Source organism: Streptomyces sp. A1277 (genome assembly GCF_004795015.1).
GTDB lineage: Bacteria > Actinomycetota > Actinomycetes > Streptomycetales > Streptomycetaceae > Streptomyces.
Genome location: NZ_SSBI01000003.1, coordinates 195499 through 220184, shown reverse-complemented (window position 1 = coordinate 220184; position 24686 = coordinate 195499). Strand labels below are relative to the sequence as shown.

Annotated in this window: 18 protein-coding genes and 1 tRNA gene; 12 read left to right on the top strand and 7 right to left on the bottom strand. The window is 70.5% G+C overall.

Features of this window, described 5'->3' with window-relative positions; genetic code table 11:
* Nucleotide 1 precedes the first annotated feature (1 nt).
* On the bottom strand, nucleotides 2–1513 hold the full coding sequence (gene rpsA, locus E6R18_RS03680) for a 30S ribosomal protein S1 (RefSeq protein WP_018555634.1): 1512 nt from the start codon (nucleotides 1511–1513) through the stop codon (nucleotides 2–4).
* A 397-nt stretch (nucleotides 1514–1910) separates the two neighbouring features.
* Here rpsA and E6R18_RS03675 point away from each other — a divergent pair, with 397 nt between their 5' ends.
* Nucleotides 1911–2723, top strand: coding sequence for a class I SAM-dependent methyltransferase (locus E6R18_RS03675; RefSeq protein WP_136315369.1), 813 nt, complete (start codon nucleotides 1911–1913; stop codon nucleotides 2721–2723).
* A 49-nt stretch (nucleotides 2724–2772) separates the two neighbouring features.
* A complete protein-coding gene (gene hrpB, locus E6R18_RS03670) occupies nucleotides 2773–5280 on the top strand; it encodes an ATP-dependent helicase HrpB (protein WP_136315368.1) in 2508 nt (835 codons plus the stop codon).
* Here the strand turns inward: hrpB and E6R18_RS03665 are convergent.
* From E6R18_RS03665 to E6R18_RS03655, 3 genes are all read right to left on the bottom strand, one after another.
* A complete protein-coding gene (locus tag E6R18_RS03665) occupies nucleotides 5267–6232 on the bottom strand; it encodes a DUF3068 domain-containing protein (protein ID WP_136315367.1) in 966 nt (321 codons plus the stop codon). The genes hrpB and E6R18_RS03665 overlap by 14 nt on opposite strands.
* Nucleotides 6233–6267: 35 nt before the next feature.
* The gene (locus tag E6R18_RS03660; RefSeq protein WP_136315366.1) at nucleotides 6268–6405 is read right to left on the bottom strand and encodes an SPW_0924 family protein; all 138 of its coding nucleotides are present in this window, start codon (nucleotides 6403–6405) and stop codon (nucleotides 6268–6270) included.
* Between the two features lie 136 nt (nucleotides 6406–6541).
* On the bottom strand, nucleotides 6542–8260 hold the full coding sequence (locus E6R18_RS03655; protein WP_136315365.1) for a lytic transglycosylase domain-containing protein: 1719 nt from the start codon (nucleotides 8258–8260) through the stop codon (nucleotides 6542–6544).
* Nucleotides 8261–8482: 222 nt separating this feature from the next.
* On the opposite strand from E6R18_RS03655, the gene E6R18_RS03650 reads away from it, so the two are divergent.
* Complete coding sequence (locus E6R18_RS03650; protein WP_136315364.1) at nucleotides 8483–9373, top strand: DUF4184 family protein; 891 nt, start codon at nucleotides 8483–8485, stop codon at nucleotides 9371–9373.
* Here the strand turns inward: E6R18_RS03650 and polA are convergent.
* Nucleotides 9359–12070, bottom strand: a complete 2712-nt coding sequence (polA, locus tag E6R18_RS03645) for a DNA polymerase I (RefSeq protein WP_136315363.1) — start codon at nucleotides 12068–12070, stop codon at nucleotides 9359–9361. The two genes, E6R18_RS03650 and polA, sit on opposite strands and share 15 nt — an antisense overlap.
* Before the next feature lie 157 nt (nucleotides 12071–12227).
* On the opposite strand from polA, the gene E6R18_RS03640 reads away from it, so the two are divergent.
* The 7 genes from E6R18_RS03640 to E6R18_RS03610 all read left to right on the top strand — a co-directional run bounded on the left by E6R18_RS03640 (nucleotide 12228) and on the right by E6R18_RS03610 (nucleotide 21408).
* Entirely contained in the window at nucleotides 12228–14501 is a 2274-nt protein-coding gene (locus E6R18_RS03640; protein WP_136315362.1) for an FdhF/YdeP family oxidoreductase, read from the top strand.
* A 91-nt stretch (nucleotides 14502–14592) separates the two neighbouring features.
* The gene (locus tag E6R18_RS03635) at nucleotides 14593–15063 is read left to right on the top strand and encodes a hotdog fold thioesterase (protein ID WP_136315361.1); all 471 of its coding nucleotides are present in this window, start codon (nucleotides 14593–14595) and stop codon (nucleotides 15061–15063) included.
* A 648-nt stretch (nucleotides 15064–15711) separates the two neighbouring features.
* The gene (locus E6R18_RS03630; protein WP_136315408.1) at nucleotides 15712–16935 is read left to right on the top strand and encodes a branched-chain amino acid ABC transporter substrate-binding protein; all 1224 of its coding nucleotides are present in this window, start codon (nucleotides 15712–15714) and stop codon (nucleotides 16933–16935) included.
* Between the two features lie 99 nt (nucleotides 16936–17034).
* Entirely contained in the window at nucleotides 17035–17964 is a 930-nt protein-coding gene (locus tag E6R18_RS03625) for a branched-chain amino acid ABC transporter permease (RefSeq protein ID WP_136315360.1), read from the top strand.
* A gap of 5 nt (nucleotides 17965–17969) precedes the next feature.
* A complete protein-coding gene (locus E6R18_RS03620; RefSeq protein WP_136315359.1) occupies nucleotides 17970–19754 on the top strand; it encodes a branched-chain amino acid ABC transporter permease in 1785 nt (594 codons plus the stop codon).
* A gap of 5 nt (nucleotides 19755–19759) precedes the next feature.
* Complete coding sequence (locus tag E6R18_RS03615; RefSeq protein WP_136315358.1) at nucleotides 19760–20695, top strand: ABC transporter ATP-binding protein; 936 nt, start codon at nucleotides 19760–19762, stop codon at nucleotides 20693–20695.
* Nucleotides 20692–21408, top strand: coding sequence for an ABC transporter ATP-binding protein (locus tag E6R18_RS03610; RefSeq protein WP_136315357.1), 717 nt, complete (start codon nucleotides 20692–20694; stop codon nucleotides 21406–21408). Before E6R18_RS03615 ends, E6R18_RS03610 begins: the two co-directional genes overlap by 4 nt.
* A gap of 63 nt (nucleotides 21409–21471) precedes the next feature.
* On the opposite strand, the gene E6R18_RS03605 is transcribed toward E6R18_RS03610, so the two are convergent.
* Nucleotides 21472–22122, bottom strand: a complete 651-nt coding sequence (locus E6R18_RS03605) for a response regulator (RefSeq protein ID WP_136204607.1) — start codon at nucleotides 22120–22122, stop codon at nucleotides 21472–21474.
* Nucleotides 22123–22216: 94 nt separating this feature from the next.
* On the opposite strand from E6R18_RS03605, the gene E6R18_RS03600 reads away from it, so the two are divergent.
* A tRNA-Leu gene (locus E6R18_RS03600) sits at nucleotides 22217–22292 on the top strand.
* A 108-nt stretch (nucleotides 22293–22400) separates the two neighbouring features.
* Complete coding sequence (locus E6R18_RS03595) at nucleotides 22401–23165, top strand: helix-turn-helix domain-containing protein (RefSeq protein ID WP_136315356.1); 765 nt, start codon at nucleotides 22401–22403, stop codon at nucleotides 23163–23165.
* A 10-nt stretch (nucleotides 23166–23175) separates the two neighbouring features.
* On the opposite strand, the gene pyk is transcribed toward E6R18_RS03595, so the two are convergent.
* Nucleotides 23176–24609, bottom strand: a complete 1434-nt coding sequence (pyk, locus tag E6R18_RS03590) for a pyruvate kinase (RefSeq protein WP_136315355.1) — start codon at nucleotides 24607–24609, stop codon at nucleotides 23176–23178.
* Nucleotides 24610–24686 lie beyond the last annotated feature (77 nt).

Genomic DNA, 24686 nt, shown 5'->3' with positions numbered 1-24686 from the left:
CTCAGCTCTGGCCGCCCGCCAGCTTCTCGCGCAGGGCGGCAAGGGCCTCGTCCGACGCCAGGGCGCCGGAGTTGTCCGCCGACTCCGAGGAGTAGGAGCCGCCACCGCTGCCGCCCGAGGCGGCCGGGGCGTTGCCGGCGGGGGCGGCAGCGCCCTCGGCGGCAGCGGCCTCGTCGGCCTCGCGGGACTTGATGACCTGGGCCTGGTGCTGCTCGAAGCGCTGCTGCGCCTCGGCGTACTGGGTCTCCCAGATCTCGCGCTGAGCCTCGAAGCCCTCGAGCCAGTCGTTGGTCTCGGGGTCGAAGCCCTCGGGGTAGATGTAGTTGCCCTGGTCGTCGTAGGACGCGGCCATGCCGTACAGGGTCGGGTCGAACTCGACCGAGGCCGGGTCGCCACCGAAGGACTCGTTGGCCTGCTTCAGCGAGAGGCTGATGCGACGGCGCTCCAGGTCGATGTCGATGACCTTGACGAAGATCTCGTCGTTGACCTGGACGACCTGCTCCGGGATCTCCACGTGGCGCTCGGCCAGCTCGGAGATGTGGACCAGGCCCTCGATGCCCTCGTCGACGCGCACGAACGCACCGAAGGGAACGAGCTTGGTGACCTTACCGGGAACGACCTGCCCGATCTGGTGCGTACGGGCGAACTGCTGCCACGGGTCTTCCTGCGTCGCCTTGAGCGACAGGGACACGCGCTCGCGGTCCATGTCCACGTCGAGGACCTCGACGGTGACCTCCTGGCCGACCTCGACAACCTCGGAGGGGTGGTCGATGTGCTTCCAGGACAGCTCGGAGACGTGCACCAGACCGTCGACGCCACCCAGGTCCACGAAGGCACCGAAGTTGACGATCGAGGAGACGACGCCGGAGCGGACCTGACCCTTCTGGAGGGTCGTGAGGAACGTCTGGCGGACCTCGGACTGGGTCTGCTCGAGCCAGGCACGGCGGGACAGGACCACGTTGTTGCGGTTCTTGTCCAGCTCGATGATCTTGGCTTCGAGCTCCTTGCCCACGTACGGCTGGAGGTCGCGGACGCGGCGCATCTCGACGAGCGACGCCGGCAGGAAGCCGCGGAGGCCGATGTCGAGGATGAGACCACCCTTGACGACCTCGATGACGGTACCGGTGACGATGCCGTCTTCTTCCTTGATCTTCTCGATGGTGCCCCAGGCACGCTCGTACTGAGCGCGCTTCTTCGAGAGGATCAGGCGGCCTTCCTTGTCCTCCTTCTGGAGAACCAGGGCCTCGATCTCGTCACCGACCTTGACGACCTCGTTCGGGTCGACGTCGTGCTTGATCGAGAGCTCGCGGCTCGGGATGACGCCTTCGGTCTTGTAACCGATGTCGAGGAGAACCTCGTCCCGGTCAACCTTGACGATGACACCGTCAACGATGTCGCCGTCGTTGAAGTACTTGATCGTCTCGTCGATCGCCGCGAGGAACGCGTCCGCGTCGCCGATGTCGTTGACCGCAACCTGCGGAGTGGTGGCGGTGGTCTCGGTGCTGCTCGTCATGTGGGAAAGGGCTCCGGTACGGACAGTGAGTCGTAGGTACTGCTACGCCGAAAGCCCGTATCGCCTCTGCATAAGCCGGACAGCCTGGGAAGCGCCCAGCCCGTGACCGGAGGCGCCTCGTGAACCGAGGGGACATACAACAGATGCGAGCGCGGCCTGCTAGGTCTGAGGCGCGCAGGCTCGCAGCGCAACTTGTAGCATACGGGGGCAGCAGGGCAGGGTCAATGCGCGAAGGCGCACACCGCGGGCACAACGGCCCATACCCGGCACAACTCGGGTTCACCGGGGCCGGATCGGCCCCGGAGAGCTCCGGACACACGGGTCCCGCGCTTCTCACAGGCCCCCTTGGTACGTACCGCGTACGACGGGGTGAAGGCAAACTACAACGACGGACACGATGAGCCAAGAGATGTACGCCGCCGAACCCGAGGCGACACGCCGCGACGCCGGTGAGGCCGAGAGCAGCCGGGCCAGCCGGGGCTGGTGGGACCGCAACGCCGACGAGTACCAGGGCGACCACGGCGCCTTCCTCGGCGACGACCGCTTCATCTGGGGCCCGGAGGGTCTGGACGAGGCGGAGGCCGGGCTCCTGGGCCCCGCCGCCGCGCTGAAGGGCCTGGACGTCCTGGAGATCGGCGCCGGCGCGGCGCAGTGCTCGCGCTGGCTGGCCGCCCAGGGCGCCCGCCCGGTCGCCCTCGACCTGTCCCACCGCCAGCTCCAGCACGCCCTGCGCATCGGCGAGGACGTCCCGCTGGTCGAGGCCGATGCCGGGCGGCTGCCCTTCCGGGACGGCTCCTTCGACCTGGCCTGCTCCGCCTACGGCGCGGTGCCCTTCGTCGCCGACCCCGTCCAGGTCTTCCGGGAGGTCCACCGGGTGCTGCGCCCCGGCGGCCGCTGGGTCTTCTCCGTGACGCACCCCATCCGCTGGGCGTTCCCGGACGAGCCGGGCCCCGAGGGCCTGTCGGTGGCCGCCTCCTACTTCGACCGCACCCCCTACGTCGAGCAGGACGAGCGGGGCGACGCGGTGTACGTCGAGCACCACCGCACGCTGGGCGACCGGGTGCGGGACGTGGTGGCGGGCGGCTTCCGGCTGGCCGACCTGGTCGAGCCGGAGTGGCCCGCCTGGAACGCCCAGGAGTGGGGCGGCTGGTCCCCGCTGCGCGGCAACCTGATCCCGGGCACCGCGATCTTCGTCTGCGTACGCGACTGAGCCACCGGCCGGTGCGGGCGGCCGGGGCCGGCCGTACGAGACTGGGGGCGTGATCCGCACCGACGCCCTCGACCGGCTGCCCGTCCGCTCCGCCGTGCCCGCGCTGCGGCGGGCGCTCGACGACCGCGGGGTCGCGGTGCTGTGCGCGCCCCCCGGCACCGGCAAGACCACGCTCGTCCCCCTCGTCCTGGCCGGTCTGACCGGGGACGGTCCGGTGCGCCGGGTCGTGGTCGCCGAACCGCGCCGGATCGCCGCCCGCGCGGCGGCCCGGCGCATGGCCTGGCTGCTCGGCGAGCGCACCGGCGAGCGGGTCGGTTTCACCGTGCGCGGCGAGCGGGTGGTGGGCCCCGGCACCGTGGTGGAGGTCGTCACCACCGGGGTCCTGCTCCAGCGGCTGCAACGCGACCAGGAGCTGGCGGGCGTGGACGCGGTGATCATCGACGAGTGCCACGAGCGCCATCTCGACGCGGACACGGTGGCCGCGTTCCTGCTGGACGTGCGCGAGGCGATCCGCCCCGATCTGCGGCTGGTGGCCGCGTCGGCGACGACGGACGCGGAGGGCTGGGCGCGGCTGCTGGGCGACGCCCCGGTGGTGGAGGCGCAGGGCGTGTCGCATCCGGTGGAGGTGGTGTGGGCCCCGCCGGTCAAGCCGGTGCGGCCGCCGCACGGGATGAGGGTGGACCCGGCGCTGCTGAGCCATGTCGCCTCCGTGGTGCGGCGGGCCCTGGCCGAGCGGGAGGGCGACGTGCTGTGCTTCCTGCCGGGGGTGGGCGAGATCGGCCGGGTGGCCGGTCAGCTGTCCGGGGTGGAGGCCGAGGTGCTCCAGGTGCACGGGCGGGCCCCGGCGGCGGTGCAGGACGCGGTGCTGGCCGGGTCGTCCGGGGGGCGGCGGGTCGTGCTCGCGACCTCGGTCGCGGAGTCGTCGCTGACCGTTCCCGGGGTGCGGACGGTGGTCGACTCCGGGCTGGCCAGGGAGCCGCGCACCGACCACGCCCGGGGCCTGAGCGCGCTGACGACGGTACGGGCCTCGCAGACGGCGGGCCGCCAGCGCGCGGGCCGGGCCGGGCGCGAGGCGCCGGGGACGGTCTACCGCTGCTGGGACCGGGCGGAGGACGGGCGGCTCGCCCGGTTCCCGTCCCCGGAGATCAAGGTGGCCGACCTCGCCGCGTTCGCCCTCCAGGCGGCCTGCTGGGGCGATCCGGACGCCTCGGGACTCGCGCTGCTGGACGCGCCGCCGGACGGGGCGATGGCCGCCGCGCGCGAGGTGCTGGGCGCGGTCGGCGCGGTGGGCCCGGACGGCCGGGTCACCGAGCGGGGCGTGCGCATGTCCCGCCTCGGGCTGCACCCCCGGCTGGCCCGGGCGCTGCTGGACGGGGCGGCCGAGGTCGGCGGGCGCAGGGCCGCCGAGGTGGTGGCGCTGCTGAGCGAGGAGCCGCCCCGCGCGTACGGGGACGATCTGGCGGCCGCGCTGCGCACCGCGCGCCGGGGCCAGGACGGCTACGCGGGGCGCTGGCGCCAGGAAGTGCGGCGGCTGTCGTCCTCGGTGAAGGGCGAGAGCGGCGGGTCCGGCGGGCCGGGTACGGACGATGCGGCGGTGGGCCTGGTGGCGGCCCTGGCGTTCCCGGAGCGGGTGGCGCGGGCGCGGGGCGAGGGGGCGTTCCTGATGGCGTCGGGCACGGGCGCGGAGCTGGGCGAGGGGTCGCGGCTGCGCAGCGCGCCCTGGCTGGCCGTCGCGGTCGCGGACCGGCCGGCGCACGCCGCGTCCGCCCGGGTGCGCCTCGCGGCCGTGATCGACGAGGACACCGCGCGCCTGGCGGCCGGGCATCTGCGGTGCGCGGGCGAGGAGGTCCGCTGGGACGGCCGGGACGTGGTGGCCCGCCGGGTGGAGCGCCTGGGGGCCGTCGAGCTGTCGGCGCGCCCGCTGAAGCAGCCCGATCCGGCGCTGGTCCGCGAGGCCCTGGTGGAGGGGCTGCGGCGGGAGGGGCCGGGGCTGCTGCGCTGGAGCCGGGACGCGGGGCAGTTGCGGGAGCGGCTGGCGTTCCTCCGCCGGGAGCTGGGCGAGCCCTGGCCGGACGTGTCGGACGAGGCGCTGCTCGGCCGGCCCGGGCAGTGGCTGGAGCCGGAGCTGTCGCGGGCCCGGCGCCGCTCCGACCTGGCCGGGATCGACGCGGGGCAGGCGCTGCGCAGGCTGCTGCCGTGGGCGACCGGTGAGGCGGTGCGGCTGGACGAGCTGGCGCCGGAGCGGATCGAGGTGCCGAGCGGTTCGCGGATCAGGGTGGAGTACGGCGGGGAGCAGCCGGTGCTGGCGGTGAAGCTCCAGGAGCTGTTCGGCCTCCAGGAGACGCCGAGGGTGGCCGGCGTGCCGGTCCTGGTGCACCTGCTCTCCCCCGCCGGCCGGCCCGCCGCGGTGACGGCGGACCTGGCGTCGTTCTGGCGGGAGGGCTACAAGGCGGTCCGTGCGGAGCTGCGCGGCCGGTATCCGAAGCACCCGTGGCCCGAGGACCCCACGACGGTGGAGGCGACCCGGTTCACCAAGGCGCGGCTCAGGCGGGAGTAGGGGGTGCCGGGCGCCGGGAGCGGGCCTCCAGCCACAGGGCGAGGGCCAGGAGCACGGCGGCCACGGCGAGGAAGCCCCACGGCAGGTACGAGGTCAGCAGCAGGACCAGCAACCGCTGGGACTTGACCAGGTCGACGATCGAGGCGATGTAGTCCTCGCGCATCTTCACGTGTCCGGCGAACACCGTGACGGTGTCCTGGGGCATGCCCATGGCCTTGGCGTTGCGCATCTCCTCGCGGTGGATCTCCTCGCCGTTGACCGGTGCCCCGGTGACGGGGTCGACCCAGAACATCCGCTTGGTGGTGTACCAGCGGGTCATGCCGGTCTTGGCGATCTGCTGCGGGGTGATGCCCTTGATGGGCATGGTCTTGGGCATGGGGACCTTGGTCCAGGGGACGGTCTGCTCGAAGTAGTAGACCTCCAGGCCGTGGAAGGTGCGGGTGCCCTTGTAGTGGATGGGCGAGCTGGTGCGGGTCTGGGCGTCGAAGTACTGGTAGTCGCGCTTCTCGGTGAGGAAGGGCCACTTGAACTCGATGCCCTCGCGGGTGACGGGGTCGCCGTCGACCATCTCGCCGGTGGCGTGGACGGGGGCCTGGCTGTGGGCGTCGAAGACGTAGCGCTCGGGGATCTTGGAGACCATCTTGCCGTCGGGGCCCTGGACGTAGGAGAGCGCGTCCCAGACGACGACGTCGCGTCCTGCGGTGCGTTCGATCCGCTCGGACTCCTCGACGTTGCCCTTGAGCGTCTGCACGATGGTGATCTTGTCGACCTTCTTGGCGGTGAGGGTGCTGTAGTCGAGCAGGGTGGCGGGCTTCGCCTCCAGCACGGTCTCCTGGTACTGGCTGGGCGGGATCTTCGCGAGCCTCGGGAAGGCGTACCAGCGCAGCAGCGGTGACAGCGCGGCGAAGAAGACGGCGAGGGCCAGGAGTACGAGACCTGCTCGACGGCGCATGGGTGTCCTCCTTCGGCGGTGCGTGGCGCGGACGGCTACTTCTCGGGGCCCGGGACGGTGGTCAGCAGCGGCTTGGGGGAGGTTTCGCCGGGCGGGGCGCCCACCGCGCTGACGGTGAGGACGAGGGCGAGGGCGGCGGCCAGCCCGATGGCGGCGGCGACGAGGGCACGCATGCTCGGCCTCCCGGAAACAGGTAGCTGATGGGTCGTCAGGGCTGGGGCACCGTAGCAACCGGGGCGCGAGATGAGAACACGTCGGACAGCCCCTCGGCCGCGGCGGCGGCGAAGGGGCTGTTCGGGGCCGGGCGGGTCAGGAGGCGGCGGAGGCGGTGCGCTCCTGGACGGTCAGCTCGATGACGACCGTGGCGCCGCCCTCGGTGGTGAGGCGCAGCTTGTACGTGCCGGCCGGGCCGTCGGCGTAGATCTTCGGGAGCGTGAGCTTGCCGTCGGCGTCCGTGGTCAGGACGATGCTGCGGACGGGATCGCCGTCCTCGTCGGTGCAGTACGGGCCCTTGTCGTTCTCGGCCGGCACCGCGTCGTCGGTGATCATGGTGGCGGTGACGGCGACCCGGTCGGCGGCCTCGCCCTTGTAGGTGGCGGCGACCGTGATGTCCTCGAACGTCTCGCCGGCGACGGCGGTCAGCTTCTCGGTGCCGGTCCTGGCGATGGCGTCGGCCCGGCGGGCGGTGACGGTCGCCTTGTACGTGACGGCCCCCAGCGAGGTGCCGGTGGCGGCCGCCCGAACGGTGAACTCGCCGGTCTTCTCCCCCGCGTGGAGCACCGGGGCCAAGACGGTGCCGTCGGTCCCGGTGGCGAGGGTGACGGACTTGAAGCCGCCGTCGAACGCGGCGTCGGTGCCACCGGCGACGGTGAAGGTCACGGACGTCTTGGCGACCGGGCCGCCGAGGCCGTTGTGCGCCCGCACCTTGATCCGCTCGGCGAAGGCGTCGCCGGCCGTGGCGGTGAGCGCGCCGGTGCCGGCGTTCTGCACCCCGGTCACGGTCTGGGACGGGGTGGGAGCAGGGGTCGGGGTGGGCGACGAGGGCTTGCCGATACCGCCCGGCTTCGAGGGCTCGGCGCTCGGCTTGGACGGGGTCTCCGGCTTGGTCGAGCCGCCCGGCTTCGGGGTGGTCGACGTCGAGGGCTTCGGTGACGGCGACTTGGACGGGCCGCCGCCCACGTGGTCGGTGCCGGCGCCCCGGTTGCGGCTCGTGGGGCCGGACGGCAGGACGCCTGAGCCGTCGGGGACCTCGTGCGTGCCCCGGTTGTAGTACTCGAACCACGAGCGGACCGTACGCAGGTACTCGTCCGAGTGGTTGTAGCTCAGGACCGCCCGGTCCAGGTCGGTGGCGGTCGACAGATCGCGGGAGCCGGCGCAGAGGTAGCGTCCGGCGGCGAGCGCGGCGTCGTAGATGTTGTTGGGGTCCTTGCGGCCGTCGCCGTTGCCGTCCTGGCCCCAGGTCTCCCAGGTGGACGGGATGAACTGCATCGGGCCGACCGCCCGGTCGTGCTCCCGGTCCCCGTCGTAGGCGCCGTTGTCGGTGTCCTTGATCAGGGCGAAGCCCTGGCCGTTGAGGGCGGGGCCGAGGATCGGCGTGAGCGTGGTGCCCTGCGCGTCGACCTTGCCGCCCCGGGCCTGCCCGGACTCGACCTTGCCGATCGCGGCGAGCAGCTGCCACGGCAGCCGGCAGGCCGCGTCGGTGCCCGCGATCGTCTGCTGGGCCTTCTTGTAGGCCGCCAGGACCGAGGCGGGTATCCCCGACTCGGCGGTGCCGGTCACCGGAAGATTGGCGGAACTGCCCGGCTTGTCCGGTGTGTTCAGCGGCGGAAGGTCCGTGTAGTACGGCGAGTCGCCGGAGACGCTGCTGTCCCCGGTGGGCGTCGTCGCACCGGCGGCCGGCTGGTCGCCGTCCGCCGCGACCAGCGGAGACCCCGGGGCCTGCGAGGCGGAGAGCGCCGCCACGGCGGCGGCAGCCACGGCGGTGGTGGCCGCCCCTCTGTACAGTCGGCGACCGAATTGCGCTGCCATGACGTGTGGGCCCTCCCCGTCGTCGCTGTCGGCGCTCCCCTGCGCCTGGACTGAGGCGACCCTACGGCAACTCGTATCGCCCGCACACAGCGGACGGACCGGTTCTTACCGCTTTCTCACCTTCCTGAACACATGTTGTCCACGGGGGGACGGGCCCGTGACGGCCGTTCACGTCCGATCGGACACCCGTCTCTGTCCTCCCGGTACACGCATACTGCCCGCATGCCCTTCACACTCAGCCATGCCGCCGCCGTGCTCCCGGGAATCCGGCGCGACGGCACGGGCCGCGGTCCGCTCGTCGCCTCGGCCCTGGTCGCCGGTTCGTTCGCCCCCGACCTGACGTACTTCGCGGACACGGCGATTCCGGGCGCGATGGAGTTCGGGGAGGTCACCCACGCGGTGTGGGGTGTCGTCACGGTGGATGTCCTGATCACCGCGCTCGCCGTCGCCGGGTGGCTGCTGCTGCGCGAGCCCCTGGTGGCACTGCTGCCAGAGCGCCTGCGGGGGCGCGCGTACGCATGCCTGCGCGGGTCCCGTCCCGCAACGGGCACAGGGGGACGGGGACTTCGCCTCCGGGACGCGGCGTGGTTCGTGGTGTCGGCGGTCATCGGCTCGGCGACCCATGTCGTCTGGGACGCCTTCACCCACCACGACCGGTGGGGCGTACGGCTGGTGCCCGGGCTCGACGGCAGCGTCGGCGGCCTTCCCGTCTTCACCCTCGTCCAGTACGGCACGTCGGCGCCCGCCCTGCTGGTGCTCGCCTGGTTCGCGGTGTCGGCGCTGCGGCGGGCCGGGGAGCTGCCGGTGCCCGCGTCCGTACCGGCCCTGGACCGGCGCAGGCGGCGGTGGGCGCTCGCCGGCATCGGGCTGTGCGTCCTGCTGGGCATCGCCCACCGGTGCGCCCGCTGGTACGCCTACTTCGGGCACATCGACACACCGCTGGACATCATCCCGACGGCCTGCTTCGGCGCGGGCGCCGGTCTCGCGGCCGGACTCCTGCTGTACGCGGCGGCCCTCCGGCTCACCAGCCGCCCCGGCCCGGCGGCGGGACGGCCGCCGGTGGAGGCCGGGGCCCCCGCGGGCCCCGGCACCTCGCGGTCAGTGCGCCGCTGACTCCCAGTCGCCGCCGACGCCGACCGACACGTCCAGCGGGGCCCGCAGCCGGACCGCGGTGGACATCTCGTGGCGCAGGATCCCCTCGACCTGCTCCCGCTCGCCCTCGGCGATCTCCAGCACGATTTCGTCGTGCACCTGGAGCAGCATCCGCGACTTCAGCTCCGCCTCCCTCAGCGCCCGGTCGACGTGCAGCATGGCGACCTTGACGATGTCGGCGGCGGTGCCCTGGATCGGGGCGTTGAGCGCCATCCGCTCGGCCGTCTCGCGGCGCTGGCGGTTGTCGCTGTTCAGGTCGGGCAGATAGCGGCGGCGGCCGAAGATCGTCTCGGTGTAGCCGGTGGCCCGGGCCTCCTCCACCACGCGGCGCAGATAGTCGCGGACACCGCCGAACCGCTCGAAGTAGGTGTCCATCAGGCCCCGTGCCTCGCCCGCCTCGATGTTCAGCTGCTGGGAGAGGCCGAACGCGGAAAGACCGTACGCGAGCCCGTAGCTCATGGCCTTGATCTTGCGCCGCATCTCCGGGTCGACCGCGGACTTCTCGACGCCGAAGACCTGCGAGGCGACCGTGGTGTGCAGGTCCTCGCCGGAGGTGAACGCCTCGATCAGGCCCGCGTCCTCGGAGAGGTGGGCCATCACCCGCAGTTCGATCTGGCTGTAGTCCGCCGTCATCAGGGTCTCGAAGCCCTCGCCGACGACGAAGCCGCGGCGGATGGCCCGGCCCTCGTCGGTGCGGACGGGGATGTTCTGCAGATTGGGGTCGGTGGACGAGAGCCGGCCGGTCGCCGCCACGGTCTGGTTGAACGTGGTGTGGATGCGGCCGTCCGCCGCGATCGACTTCACCAGACCCTCGACGGTGACCCGCAGCTTCGCCTGCTCGCGGTGGCGCAGCATGAGCACGGGCAGCTCGTGCTCGGTCTGGGCGGCCAGCCAGGCCAGCGCGTCCGCGTCCGTCGTGTAGCCGGTCTTGGTCTTCTTCGTCTTCGGCAGGCCCAGCTCCCCGAACAGGACCTCCTGGAGCTGCTTGGGCGAGCCGAGGTTGAACTCCCGGCCCACCGCCGCGTGCGCCTCCTTCACCGCCTGCTGGACCGCACCGGCGAACTGCTGCTCCATGCCCTCCAGGTGGGCCCGGTCCGCCGCGATGCCGTGCCGCTCCAGGCGGGCCAGCAGGATCGACGTCGGCAGCTCCATGTCGTGCAGCAGCTCGGCCGCGCCGACCTCCTTGAGCCGCTCCGTGAACGCGTCCCCGAGGTCCAGGACGGCTCGGGCCTGGGCCATCAGGGCGTCGGCCTCGGCCTGGTCGTCCGCGCCGAAGGCCAGCTGCCCGTCGGAGGCGGCCGCGGGGGCCAGCTCCCGGCCCAGGTACTCCACGGCGAGGGCGTCCAGCGCGAAGGAGCGCCGGCCGGGCTTGACGAGGTAGGCGGCGAGCGCGGTGTCCATCGAGACGCCCTCGATCCGCCAGCCGTGCTCCGGGAAGACCCGCATCGCGCCCTTGGCGTTGTGCATGACCTTGGGGCGGGCCGGGTCCGCGATCCAGGCCGCGAACGCCTGCTCGTCCCCCTCGTCGAGCAGCACCGGGTCGAACCAGGCCGCCGCCCCGTCCGCCGCGGCGAGCGCGATCTCCGTGACCGTGCCGCTGCCGAGCGCCCAGGTGTCCACCGTGGCGACGCCGAGCGGCTGCCCGCCGTGCTCCGTGAGCCACGGGGTGAGCTCGCCCGCGCCGAGCACCGCACCGTCCAGCGCGATGCCCGCGGCGGGCGCCGGCGCCTCGTCCTCGGCGGCGCCCGGGTCCACCGCGAGCAGCCGCTCGCGCAGGCTCGGGTTGCGGATCTCCAGCACGTCCAGGACGCCGGTGACCGCCGTGCGGTCGTAGGGAGCGCGCTCCAGGTCGGCCGGGGTCTTCGGCAGCTCCACGTCCCTGACCATCTCGGTCAGCACGCGGTTCATCTTCACCGCGTCCAGGTGGTCGCGGAAATTCTGGCCCGCCTTGCCCTTGACCTCCTCGGCCCGCTCCACCAGCTCGTCGAACGAACCGAACTGGTTGATCCACTTGGCGGCCGTCTTCTCACCGACCCCGGGGATGCCCGGAAGGTTGTCCGACGGGTCCCCGCGCAGCGCCGCGAAGTCCGGGTACTGCCGGGGGGTGAGGCCGTACTTCTCCACGACCTTCTCCGGGGTGAACCGGGTCAGCTCGGAGACGCCCTTGGTCGGGTAGAGCACGGTGACGTTGTCCGTGATCAGCTGGAACGAATCCCGGTCACCGGTGACGATCAGCACCTCGAAGCCGGCCGCCTCCGCCTGCGTGGCCAGCGTGGCGATGACGTCGTCCGCCTCGAAGCCCTCGACCGCGAAGCGCTCCGCGTGCATGGCGTCCAGCAGCTCCCCGATCAGCTCGACCTGCCCCTTGAACTCGTCGGGGGTCTTCGACCGGTTCGCCTTGTACTCCGGGAACTCCGCCGCCCGCCACGTCTTGCGGGACACGTCGAACGCCACCGCGAAATGCGTCGGCGCCTCGTCACGCAGCGTATTCGCGAGCATGGACATGAAGCCGTACACCGCATTCGTCGGCTGGCCCGCCCCCGTCGTGAAATTCTCCGCAGGCAGCGCAAAGAACGCCCGGTACGCCAGGGAGTGCCCGTCCATCAGGAGCAGGCGCGGTCGGTTGTCTGCCGTCTTCTTCGATGCCGTCTCAGCCACACCCCGATCCTGCCACGTACCACTGACAATGCGGACCGGCCACCGCCCGCGACGCCTCACCGGGCGCCCCGCCCGCCCCGCGTGCCAGGATCGAAGGCGAGGAAACACACACGGCGGACCGCGCAGGCGCCCGCAGCAGGACCGAAGGGGAAGCACCATGGCCAGCAAGCCGCCCGCAGGAGACCCCGTCCAGGACGCCCCGCAGGTCGAACCGGCCAAGCACGCTGCCGCCGGGCTGCCCGCCGTCGCCCAGAGCCTGCGCATCGCCCAGCAGCAGATGGGCCTGCGCCGCACCGCGCAGACCCTCCTCAAGGTCAACCAGAAGGACGGCTTCGACTGCCCCGGCTGCGCCTGGCCCGAGGGCGACAAGCGGCACACCGCCGAGTTCTGCGAGAACGGCGCCAAGGCCGTCGCCGAGGAGGCGACGCTGCGCCGGGTCACCCCGGACTTCTTCGCCGCGCACCCCGTCGCCGACCTCGCCGCCCGCAGCGGCTACTGGCTCGGCCAGCAGGGACGCATCACCCAGCCCGTGTATCTGCCCGAGGGCGCCGACCGGTACGAGGCCGTGACCTGGGAGCGCGCCTTCGAGGTCATCGCCGAGGAGCTGGGCGCGCTCGGCTCCCCCGACGAGGCGCTCTTCTACACCTCCGGGCGCACCAGCAACGAGGCCGCGTTCCTGCTCCAGCTCTTCGCCCGCGAATTCGGCACCAACAACCTGCCGGACTGCTCCAACATGTGCCACGAGTCCTCTGGCTCCGCGCTCACCGAGACGATCGGCGTCGGCAAGGGCTCCGTATCCCTGGAGGACCTCCACCACGCCGATCTGATCATCATCGCCGGACAGAACCCCGGCACCAACCACCCCCGGATGCTCTCCGCCCTGGAGCAGGCCAAGGCCGCCGGAGCGAAGATCATCTCGGTGAACCCGCTGCCCGAGGCCGGCCTCGAACGCTTCAAGAACCCGCAGACCCCCCTCGGCATGCTCAAGGGCACCGCCCTCAACGACCTCTTCCTCCAGATCCGCATCGGCGGCGACCAGGCCCTCTTCCGGCTCCTGAACAAGCTGATCCTCCAGACCGAGGGCGCCGTCGACAAGACATTCGTCGCCGAACACACCCACGGCTACGAGGAGTTCACCGCCGCCGCCGCCGAAGCCGACTGGGACGACACGCTCGCCGCGACCGGACTCGACCGCGCCACCATCGAACAGGCCCTCGACCTGATCCTCGCCTCGAAGCGCACCGTCGTGTGCTGGGCCATGGGCCTCACCCAGCACAAGCACTCCGTGCCGACCATCCGCGAGATCGTCAACTTCCTGCTGCTGCGCGGCAACATCGGCCGCCCCGGCGCCGGCGTCTGCCCCGTCCGCGGCCACTCCAACGTGCAGGGCGACCGCACGATGGGCATCTTCGAACGGCCCGCACCCGCCTTCCTCGACGCCCTCGACAGGGAATTCGGGATCACCTCACCACGCCACCACGGCTACGACGTCGTCCGCGCCATCCGGGCCCTGCGCGACGGCGACGCCAAGGTCTTCTTCGCCATGGGCGGCAACTTCGTCTCAGCCACCCCCGACACCGACGTCACCGAGGCCGCGATGCGGCGCGCCCGCCTCACCGTCCACGTCTCCACCAAGCTCAACCGCTCCCACGCCGTCACCGGCGCCCGGGCCCTGATCCTGCCCACCCTCGGCCGCACCGACAAGGACGTCCAGGCGAGCGGCAAGCAGTTCGTCACCGTCGAGGACTCCATGAGCAAGGTCCACGCCTCGCGCGGCAACCTCACCCCCGCGAGCCCCCACCTGCTCTCCGAACCCGCCATCGTCGCCCGCCTCGCCCGCGCCGTCCTCGGCCCCGCGTCCGCGACGCCCTGGGAGGAGTTCGAGCAGGACTACGCGACGATCCGCGACCGCATCTCCCGCGTCGTACCCGGCTTCGAGAACTTCAACGCGCGCATCGCCCACCCCGGCGGCTTCACCCTCCCCCACCCGCCCCGCGACTCCCGCCGCTTCCCCACCGCCACCGGGAAGGCCAACTTCACCGCCGCCCCCGTCGAGTTCCCCGAACTCCCCGAGGGCCGCCTCCTGCTCCAGACCCTGCGCTCCCACGACCAGTACAACACCACCGTCTACGGCCTCGACGACCGCTACCGCGGCATCAAGGGCGGCCGCCGCGTCGTCCTCGTCCACCCCGACGACGCCGCCGCACTCGGACTCGCCGACGGCGCCTACACCGACCTCGTCAGCGAGTGGAAGGACGGCGTCGAGCGCCGCGCCCCCGGCTTCCGCGTCGTCCACTACCCCACCGCCCGGGGCTGCGCCGCCGCCTACTACCCCGAGACCAACGTGCTCGTCCCCCTCGACTCCACCGCCGACACCAGCAACACCCCCGCCTCCAAGTCCGTCGTGGTGCGTTTCGAGCCCGCGCACTGAGCGCACCCACCCCAGGTACTAAGCGCCCGCTCAGCCGTCTGATAAGAACGACCCGGACACGTACCACCGCGCAGCGACGGAAGGCGGCCCCATGGGCGAGCACACCGCACCCACGTTCCCCCAGGCAATCATCGACGAGTACGCCGCGCTCGGCGTCGACCTGCCCGCCCTGTTCTCCGCCGGCCACCTCGGCGAGCGCATGGGCGTCCAGATCCTCGAAGCCTCCGCCGAGCGCGTCGTCGGCACCATGCCCGTCGAGGGCAACACCCAGCCCTACGGCCTCCTGCACGGCGGCGCCTCCGCCGTCCTCGCCGAGACCCTCGGCTCCGTCGGCACCATGCTCCACGGCGGCCCCGCCAAACTCGCCGTCGGCGTCGACCTGAACTGCACCCATCACCGAGGGGTACGAAGCGGCCTCGTCACCGGCGTCGCCACCCCCGTACACCGCGGCCGCACCACCGCCACGTACGAGATCGCCATCACCGACGAACAGGGCAAGCGGGTCTGCACGGCCCGCCTCACCTGCCTCCTGCGCGACGCCCCGGCCCCCGAAGCCGTCTGACCCCGCACCACGCCCCACCACCCCTGCCCGGCCGCCCCCCAAAACGGCCGGGCAGCGCCATCTCCGGGCACAATCACCGTCCCACCCAAGGAAATTGAACGCCGCACCACATCAACCCCCTTGACCCCGCGCCCCGTTCCGTGGCCCACTCAGCTGCCACACCTCACCCGCCCCCACCACCACACCGCGTCGCCGCGCCCCCACCATCGTAACTCTGCGTAACCAACGCGCGAGGTGAAGCCCCCCGCCGCGACGCGACGAGCCCGGCCCCACAGCCACCGGGCTCCCCCCGGCATGCCCCCGCACACCCTCAGCCGGCCCCCACCGGGCGACAGCACCAAGATCACCTCAAGCCCCTTAGCAGAGCTGCGCGTTCTCACATTGCGGTCACTTCACGGTCCGGTAAAAAGCCGTACATGTCCGCCCAGCCACCTCAAGCCTTGCTCAAGGGCATAACAAGACAGTCACATCCTTGGCCGGCACCGCTCCCGACCCCCACCACTGCCCTTAGAGTCACCGCCAGTCACCGCGCCGCCGGGCGCGTCTGCAGCACGGCCCTGTACCAACCCAGTACGGCCCGGCGAACGACACGGCACCTCAAGCGAGGAGGCCGCGCCAGGGAAAGGACCTTTCGTGCGACACCGTTCTTTGCTCATCCTCACCACAGTGCTCACCACCGGTGCACTGACGCTCACCGCCTGCGGGTCGCGCGACGACGACAACAAGAGCGACGGCAACAGCGGCAGCGGCAGCGGCAACACGACCGTCGTCATCGGCGTCGACGCGCCGCTCACCGGTGACCTCTCCGCCCTCGGCCTCGGCATCAAGAACTCCGCCGACCTCGCCGCCAAAACGGCGAACAAGGAGAAGACCGTCCCGGGCATCACCTTCGAGGTGCAGCCGCTCGACGACCAGGCCCAGCCCTCCGTCGGCCAGCAGAACGCCACGAAGTTCATCGACAACAAGAAGGTCGTCGGTGTCGTCGGCCCGCTGAACTCCGGCGTCTCCCAGTCGATGCAGAAGCCGCTCAACGACGCCGGCCTCACCCAGGTCTCCCCCGCCAACACGGGCACCGAGCTGACCCAGGGCGACAACTGGAAGACCGGCGACAAGAAGCGCCCCTTCAAGACCTACTTCCGCACCGCCACCACGGACCAGATCCAGGGCGCCTTCGCCGCGAAGTACCTGTACAACAACGCGAAGATCAAGCAGGTCTACCTCATCGACGACCAGAAGCCCTACGGCGCCGGTCTCGCGGCCTCCTTCAAGGCCACCTTCACCGACCTCGGCGGCAAGATCGTCGGCTCCGACCACGTCAACCCCGACGACCGCGACTTCAACGCCGTCGTCACCAAGGTCAAGAAGTCCGGCGCCAAGGCCGTCTACTACGGCGGCGAGTACCCCGCCGGCGCCCCCCTGAGCCAGCAGCTCAAGGACAGCGTCCAGATCCCCCTCATGGGCGGCGACGGCATGTACAGCGCCGACTTCATCAAGCTCAACAAGAAGGCCCAGGGCGACATCGCCACCTCCGTCGGCAAGCCCGTCGAAGAGCTCGACTCCGCCAAGAAGTTCATCGCGGACTACCAGACGGCCGGATACAAGGACGCCTACGAGGCGTACGGGGGCGGCACCTACGACGCCACCTGGTCGATCATCGAGGCCGTCAAGCTCGCCGTCGCCGAGAACGACGGAAAGCTCCCCGACGACGCCCGCGCCAAGGTCCTCGACGCCATGAGCAAGGTCAAGTTCGACGGCGTCACCGGCCCCGTCTCGTTCGACGAGTTCGGCGACACCACCAACACCATGATGACCGCCTACCAGGTCGACGGCGGCAAGTGGGCCTCCAAGCTCAGCGAGGCATACAAGCCGTAACAAGCTCCCGGTCACACCCGACTGACCCCAGACCGCGCGGGAGCGCTACCAGCACTCCCGCGCGGTGCCATATCCGAACCACTCCACGGAGGCCCTGCGGTGCACGAACTGCCGCAACAGCTGGCCAATGGACTCATCCTCGGCGCGATGTACGGACTCATCGCGATCGGCTACACGATGGTCTACGGAATCATCCAGCTCATCAACTTCGCCCACGGCGAGATCTTCATGATCGGAGGCTTCGGAGCTCTCACCGTGTACCTCTGGATGCCGGCCGGCTCCAACCTCCTCGCGATCGTCCCCCTCATGATCATCGGCGGCGTCATATGCTCCGTCGCCGTCAGCGTCGCCGCCGAACGCTTCGCCTACCGGCCGCTGCGCAACGCCCCCCGGCTCGCCCCGCTGATCACCGCGATCGGACTCTCCCTCGCACTCCAGCAGGCCATCTGGAAGTGGTACCCCAACGCCACGAAGGACCGCCCCTTCCCGCAGTTCAAGGGCGAAGCCTTCGACGTCTTCGGCGCCCACGTCCAGCGCGGTGACCTCTTCGTCCTCATCGCCGCCCCCGTCTGCATGATCGCCCTCGGCCTCTTCGTCTCCAAGACCCGCGCCGGCCGCGGCATGCAGGCCACCTCGCAGGACCCCGACACCGCCAAGCTCATGGGCATCAACACCGACCGCATCATCGTCATGGCCTTCGCCATCGGTGCCGCGTTCGCCGCCGTCGCCGCCGTCGCCTACGGGCTCAAGAACGGCCAGATCGGCTTCAAAATGGGCTTTCTCATGGGCCTCAAGGCATTCACCGCCGCCGTACTCGGCGGCATCGGCAACATCTACGGCGCCATGCTCGGCGGCGTCGTCCTCGGCGTCGCCGAATCCCTCGCCACCGGCTACATGAGCGACGTCCCCGGCATGGACCTCTTCGGCGGCGGCGCCTGGAAGGACGTATGGGCCTTCGTCCTCCTCATCGTCGTCCTGCTGCTGCGACCCCAGGGCCTGCTCGGCGAACGCGTCGCGGACAGGGCGTGATACGGATGACCACCCAGACCACGCTCATCCCGATCCCCGCCCCCGCCGCCCGGATCGCCACCCTCGCCGGCGCCGCCGCCGCACTCGCCGGCACCCTCCTCCCCTGGACCTGGACCTCCGAATTCCCCGGCGACCTCACCGTCACCGGCTACCCCGGCGGCCTCCAGGTCCTCACCCTCACCGGCGCCATCCTCACCCTGCTGTTCACCGCCACCGGATACGGCATCCCCGGACTGCGCTGGCTCACCCCCGGCGGCACCAACAGCCCCGTCCGCCTCCTCGCCCTCGCCACCCTCGGCACCACCGGCTACGCCATGGGCGCCATCTCCTACGAGCTCGGCGGCGTCGTCAACCTCGAACCCGGAGCCTGGGTCAGCGGCATCGGCGCACTCATCGCCGTCATCGCCTCCCTCGCACTCCCCAGCGACGTGGCACTCCCCGCCGACGGGCCCGAGCCGAACGCCTGGCAGCGCTTCCGCAACAGCCTCGCCGCCCCCTCGGCACCCCGCGCCAAGACCCTCCCGGCCTGGGCCGAAATCCTCGTCATCGCCGCCGCCTTCGGCCTGGCGCTGTACATCTTCACCTACGGGATCGACATCCCCACCGAGGACTCCGAACAGTTCATCGGCTTCCTCATCACCGCGGCCTTCGCGTTCACCGCGCTCACCCGGGCCGGACTCATCGCCCGCATCACCGCGCTGACCACCAAGCACCGCAACGTCACCCTCACCGCAGCCCTGGTCGCCGCCTTCTGCTTCCCCTTCACCCAGGACACCGCGGAATACGCCCTCATCGGCGCGAACATCCTCATCTTCGCGACCGTCGCCCTCGGCCTGAACGTCGTCGTCGGCCTCGCCGGCCTCCTCGACCTCGGCTACGTCGCCTTCCTCGGCGTCGGCGCCTACACCGCCGCCCTCGTCTCCGGCGCACCCCTCTCCGCGATCGGCGTCCAGTTCCCCTTCTGGGCCGCCGTCCTCACCGGAGCCGTCGTCTCCCTCATCTTCGGCGTCCTCATCGGCGCCCCGACCCTGCGACTGCGCGGCGACTACCTCGCCATCGTCACACTCGGCTTCGGTGAGATCTTCCGCGTCACCGTCAACAACCTCAACGGCAACAGCGGACCCGACCTCACCAACGGCTCCCAGGGCATCCCCAGCATCCCCGACCTCAACCTCTTCGGGATCGACTTCGGGCTCACCCACGACATCGGCCCCTTCACCCTCAGCAGGCCGGCCAACTACTACCTGCTGATGCTCGTCGTCACCGCCGTCGTCGTGCTCGTCTTCCGCCGCTCCGGCGACTCCCGCATCGGCCGCGCCTGGGTCGCCATCCGCGAGGACGAAACCGCAGCCACCGCCATGGGCATCAACGCCTTCCGGCTCAAACTGCTCGCCTTCGCCCTCGGCGCCACCCTCGCCGGACTCGCCGGCACCGTACAGGCACACGTCAACTACACCGTGACACCCGAGCAGTACCAGTTCGCCGGCTCCGTGCCCCCGAACTCCGCGTTCCTCCTCGCCGCCGTCATCCTCGGCGGCATGGGAACCCTCAGCGGACCCTTCGTCGGCGCCGCACTGCTCTACCTCATCCCGGCCAAGCTGCAGTTCATGCAGGACTACCAGCTCTTCCTCTTCGGCATCGCGCTCGTCCTCCTCATGCGCTTCCGCCCCGAGGGCCTGGTCGCCGACCGCAGGAAGCAGCTCGAATTCCACGAGACCGACCAGCTCGACGTGCCCAAACCCCGGAAGCCCGACGAGACAGACGCCGGCATCGCCAAGGCGGGGGCGTAACCACCATGACCACCACCACGAACACCGCCACCACCGCGACGACCGTCCTGGACGCCAGCGGAGTCACCATGCGCTTCGGCGGCCTCACCGCCGTACGAGGCGTCGACCTCACCGTCAACGCCGGCGAGATCGTCGGTCTCATCGGCCCCAACGGCGCCGGCAAGACCACCTTCTTCAACTGCCTCACCGGCCTCTACGTCCCCACCGAGGGCAAGGTCAGCTACAAGGGCACCGTCCTGCCGCCCAAGCCCCACCTCGTCACCAAGGCCGGCATCGCCCGCACCTTCCAGAACATCCGCCTCTTCGCCAACATGACCGTCCTGGAGAACGTCCTCGTCGGACGCCACACCAGGACCAAGGAAGGTCTCTGGTCCGCCCTGCTGCGCCTGCCCGGCTACAGCAAGGCCGAGAACTCCAGCCGCGAACGCGCCATGGAGCTCCTGGAGTTCATCGGCCTCCAGGACAAGGCCGACCACCTCGCGCGCAACCTCCCCTACGGAGACCAGCGCAAACTGGAAATCGCCCGCGCGCTCGCCAGCGACCCCGGACTCCTCCTCCTGGACGAGCCCACCGCCGGCATGAACCCGCAGGAGACCCGGGTCACCGAAGAACTCATCTTCGCCATCCGGGACCAGGGCATCGCCGTCCTCGTCATCGAGCACGACATGCGCTTCATCTTCAACCTCTGCGACCGCGTCGCCTGCCTCGTCCAGGGCGAGAAACTGGTCGAGGGCACCGCCTCCGTCGTCCAGAGCGACGAACGCGTCATCGCCGCCTACCTCGGCACCCCCTTCGAAGGCGCCCCCGGCGCCGAGGAGGTCGCGGAGGTCGAAGCGGCCGAAGCGGAAGCGGAAGCCACGGCGACACCGGAAGCGGCCGCCCCAGCCGAGGAAACCCCCGCCACCACCACCGCTCCCACCGAAGAGGAGGACAACCGATGACCGCACTGCTGGAGGTCGAGGACCTCCGCGTCGCCTACGGCAAGATCGAAGCCGTCAAGGGCATCTCGTTCACCGTCGAGACCGGCCAGGTCGTCACCCTCATCGGCACCAACGGCGCCGGCAAGACCACCACCCTGCGCACCCTCTCCGGGCTGCTCAAACCACTCGGCGGCCGCGTCCTCTTCGAGGGCAAGCCGCTCACCAACGTGCCCGCGCACAAGATCGTCTCCCTGGGCCTCGCCCACTCCCCCGAGGGCCGCCACATCTTCCCCCGGCTGACGATCACCGAGAACCTCCTCCTCGGCGCGTACCTCCGCAGCGACAAGGCGGGCATCGAGAAGGACGTCCAGCGCGCCTACGACCTCTTCCCCATCCTCGGGGAACGCCGCAAGCAGGCCGCCGGAACCCTCTCCGGCGGCGAGCAGCAGATGCTCGCCATGGGCCGCGCGCTCATGTCGCAGCCCAAGCTCCTCATGCTCGACGAGCCCTCCATGGGCCTCTCCCCGATCATGATGCAGAAGATCATGGAGACCATCGTCGAGCTGAAGTCCTCCGGCACCACGATCCTCCTGGTCGAGCAGAACGCCCAGGCCGCGCTCTCCCTCGCGGACCAGGGCCACGTCATGGAGATCGGCAAGATCGTCCTCTCCGGCACCGGAGCGGACCTCCTCCACGACGAGTCCGTCCGCAAGGCGTACCTCGGCGAGGACTGAGCCGTACCGGCACGAGAAAGGCCCGCGCCTCCTGGCGCGGGCCTTTCCCCTGTCCCACGGAACCTACTCCGCAGCCTTCTTCTTCTCCTCGGCGTCCTCGATCAACGCCTCCGCGAGCTGCTGCATCGACAGCCGGCGGTCCATCGACGTCTTCTGGATCCACCGGAACGCCTCCGGCTCGGACAGCCCGTAGTCCGTCTGCAGAATGCTCTTCGCCCGGTCCACCAGCTTCCGCGTCTCCAGCCGCTGCGCCAGGTCCGCGACCTCGCTCTCCAGCGCCTTCAGCTCGGAGAACCGCGAGACGGCCATCTCGATGGCCGGTACGACGTCGCTCTTGCTGAACGGCTTCACGAGGTACGCCATCGCCCCGGCGTCCCGGGCCCGCTCCACGAGGTCGCGCTGCGAGAACGCGGTGAGCATGAGGACCGGCGCGATGGACTCCTCGGCGATCTTCTCGGCGGCGGAGATGCCGTCCAGGACCGGCATCTTCACATCGAGGATGACCAGGTCCGGCTTGTGCTCCCGGGCCAGCTCGACGGCCTGCTGCCCGTCCCCGGCCTCACCGACGACCGAGTAGCCCTCTTCTTCGAGCATCTCTTTGAGGTCGAGGCGGATGAGCGCCTCGTCCTCGGCGATGACGACGCGGGTCGTCAGCGGCGGGACGTGCGACTTGTCGTCGTCGGCGACGGGCTGGGGCGACTCGGGGGTGGTCACGGGGCTCCTTGGTCAGGGCATATGGCTCTCCATGAGCCTACCTAGCTACGGTATGGTGTAGCTACACAGGGCGTCGCAGCCCTTCTCTTCTAAGGCCCCAGTACTCCAACTGGTCTAGAGAGGCGGCTCTCAAACAGCCGAAAGTGTGGGTTCGAATCCCACCTGGGGCACTTTCCTTCGATTCCAAGGTCACGCGGAAAAGAGGCGGATTCACGTGATCGTGTGACCGCAACACGGATTCCGCCCCTGAGCTCGAAAGCCTCCTCAAGCTCGGCCGCATGTACGACCTTGAAACTCGCAGGCACGCGCTGGACCTCCTCGATCAGGGCCTCAGTCAAAATGCCGTGAGCAAGCAGACCGGCATTTCCCGAGCCGCCATCCGGTCCTGGCTAGTCCGGATGGAACCCCTTGAATACGCACGCGGTCGCGATTGTCCCCGATGTGGCGATACACCCAGTCCGCCCGAAGCTCCGGCCTCATACTCGTATCTACTCGGCCTTTACCTTGGCGACGGGTGTATCAGCGCGAGTAAGCGTGGCGTGTACTCACTCCGCATCGCATGTGCGGACGCCTGGCCGGGCCTCATCGATGCCTGCGTCGAAGCCGTGCAGATCGCGCGACCTGCGAACAAGGTGTGCTTGGTATCAAGTCCGGGCTGCCAGTACGTCACCTGCTTCAGCAAGCACTGGCCTTGCCTCTTCCCTCAGCACGGACCCGGCAAGAAGCACCATCGCAAGATCGCTCTGGCCGAGTGGCAACAAGCCATCGTCGACGCCCATCCGTGGGACTTCATCCGTGGTCTCATCCACTCCGACGGCTGCCGAATCACCAACTGGGCCACACGCCTCGTCCGTAGCGAACGGCGGCGCTATGAGTACCCCCGCTACTTCTTCACCAACCTGTCGGCCGACATCCTGTGCCTCTACACCGACACACTCGACAAGCTCGGCGTCGAGTGGAAACACACCAACGGCAAGAACATCTCCGTAGCCCGACGGGCATCCGTCGCCCTCATGGATGCGCACGTCGGGCCGAAATGCTGAGCGAGCCGCCCTACTTCGGGCTGTCGTCCTCGCCGATGTGGTGCACGCGTACCAGGTTCGTCGAGCCGGCCATGCCTGGCGGGGAGCCGGCCGTGATGACCACCACGTCGCCCTTCTGACAGCGGCCGATCCTCAGCAGTTCCTCGTCCACCTGGGCGACCATCGCGTCCGTCGAGTCCACGTGCGGGCCGAGGAACGTCTCCACGCCCCACGTCAGGTTCAGCTGGGAGCGGGTGGCCGGGTCCGGGGTGAAGGCCAGGAGGGGAATGGGCGAGCGGTAGCGGGAGAGGCGCTTGACCGTGTCGCCGCTCTGGGTGAAGGCGACCAGGAACTTCGCGCCGAGGAAGTCGCCCATCTCGGCCGCCGCGCGGGCCACCGCGCCGCCCTGGGTGCGGGGCTTGTTGCGGTCGGTGAGGGGCGGGAGGCCCTTGGCGAGGATGTCCTCCTCGGCGGCCTCCACGATGCGGGACATCGTGCGGACCGTCTCGATCGCGTACGTGCCGACGCTGGTCTCGCCGGAGAGCATCACCGCGTCCGTGCCGTCGATGACGGCGTTGGCGACGTCGGACGCCTCGGCGCGGGTGGGCCGGGAGTTGTCGATCATCGAGTCGAGCATCTGGGTCGCCACGATGACCGGCTTCGCGTTGCGCTTGGCGAGCTTGATCGCGCGCTTCTGGACGATCGGGACCTGCTCCAGCGGCATTTCGACGCCGAGGTCGCCGCGGGCGACCATGATGCCGTCGAAGGCGGCGACGATGTCCTCGATGTTGTCGACGGCCTGGGGCTTCTCGACCTTGGCGATGACGGGGAGGCGGCGGCCCTCCTCGTCCATCACCCGGTGGACGTCCTCGATGTCGCGTCCGCTGCGGACGAAGGAGAGGGCGATGATGTCGGCGCCCGTGCGGATGGCCCAGCGCAGGTCGTCGATGTCCTTCTCGGAGAGCGCGGGGACGGAGACGGCGACGCCGGGGAGGTTGAGGCCCTTGTGGTCGGAGACCATGCCGCCCTCGACCACGGTGGTGCGGACGCGGGGGCCGTCGACCTCGGTGACTTCGAGGGTGACGCGGCCGTCGTCGATCAGGATGCGTTCGCCGGGGGTGACGTCGGAGGCGAGGCCGGAGTACGTGGTGCCGCAGACGTGGCGGTCGCCCTCCACGGGTTCGACGGTGATGGTGAAGTCGTCGCCGCGTTCAAGGAGTACGGGGCCTTCGTGGAAGCGGCCGAGGCGGATCTTCGGGCCTTGAAGGTCGGCGAGGATGCCGACGCTGCGGCGGGCCTCGTCGGACGCCTCGCGGACGCGGTGGTAGCGCTCTTCGTGTTCGGCGTAGGTGCCGTGGCTGAGGTTGAGGCGGGCGATGTCCATCCCTGCCTCGACCAGGCTCTTGATCTGGTCGTATGTGTCGGTGGCGGGTCCCAGGGTGCAAACGATTTTGGCTCGGCGCATGGTTCGAGCCTAGACCTTACCTATGGGTAGGTAATTGGCTCCGTATGACTGTCCAACCACCTTTGAACGAAGGGTTA

Excerpts from the sequence above, each read along its gene's own strand:
- E6R18_RS03635 (WP_136315361.1), top strand. The coding sequence starts at position 14,593 with ATGGGCGAGCACACCGCACCCACGTTCCCCCAGGCAATCATCGACGAG.
- pyk (WP_136315355.1), bottom strand. The coding sequence starts at position 24,609 with ATGCGCCGAGCCAAAATCGTTTGCACCCTGGGACCCGCCACCGACACA.
- E6R18_RS03640 (WP_136315362.1), top strand. The coding sequence starts at position 12,228 with ATGGCCAGCAAGCCGCCCGCAGGAGACCCCGTCCAGGACGCCCCGCAG.
- E6R18_RS03610 (WP_136315357.1), top strand. The coding sequence starts at position 20,692 with ATGACCGCACTGCTGGAGGTCGAGGACCTCCGCGTCGCCTACGGCAAG.
- E6R18_RS03650 (WP_136315364.1), top strand. The coding sequence starts at position 8,483 with ATGCCCTTCACACTCAGCCATGCCGCCGCCGTGCTCCCGGGAATCCGG.
- E6R18_RS03655 (WP_136315365.1), bottom strand. The coding sequence starts at position 8,260 with ATGGCAGCGCAATTCGGTCGCCGACTGTACAGAGGGGCGGCCACCACC.
- E6R18_RS03675 (WP_136315369.1), top strand. The coding sequence starts at position 1,911 with ATGAGCCAAGAGATGTACGCCGCCGAACCCGAGGCGACACGCCGCGAC.
- E6R18_RS03595 (WP_136315356.1), top strand. The coding sequence starts at position 22,401 with ATGTACGACCTTGAAACTCGCAGGCACGCGCTGGACCTCCTCGATCAG.
- E6R18_RS03615 (WP_136315358.1), top strand. The coding sequence starts at position 19,760 with ATGACCACCACCACGAACACCGCCACCACCGCGACGACCGTCCTGGAC.
- E6R18_RS03620 (WP_136315359.1), top strand. The coding sequence starts at position 17,970 with ATGACCACCCAGACCACGCTCATCCCGATCCCCGCCCCCGCCGCCCGG.
- E6R18_RS03665 (WP_136315367.1), bottom strand. The coding sequence starts at position 6,232 with ATGCGCCGTCGAGCAGGTCTCGTACTCCTGGCCCTCGCCGTCTTCTTC.
- E6R18_RS03660 (WP_136315366.1), bottom strand. The coding sequence starts at position 6,405 with ATGCGTGCCCTCGTCGCCGCCGCCATCGGGCTGGCCGCCGCCCTCGCC.
- rpsA (WP_018555634.1), bottom strand. The coding sequence starts at position 1,513 with ATGACGAGCAGCACCGAGACCACCGCCACCACTCCGCAGGTTGCGGTC.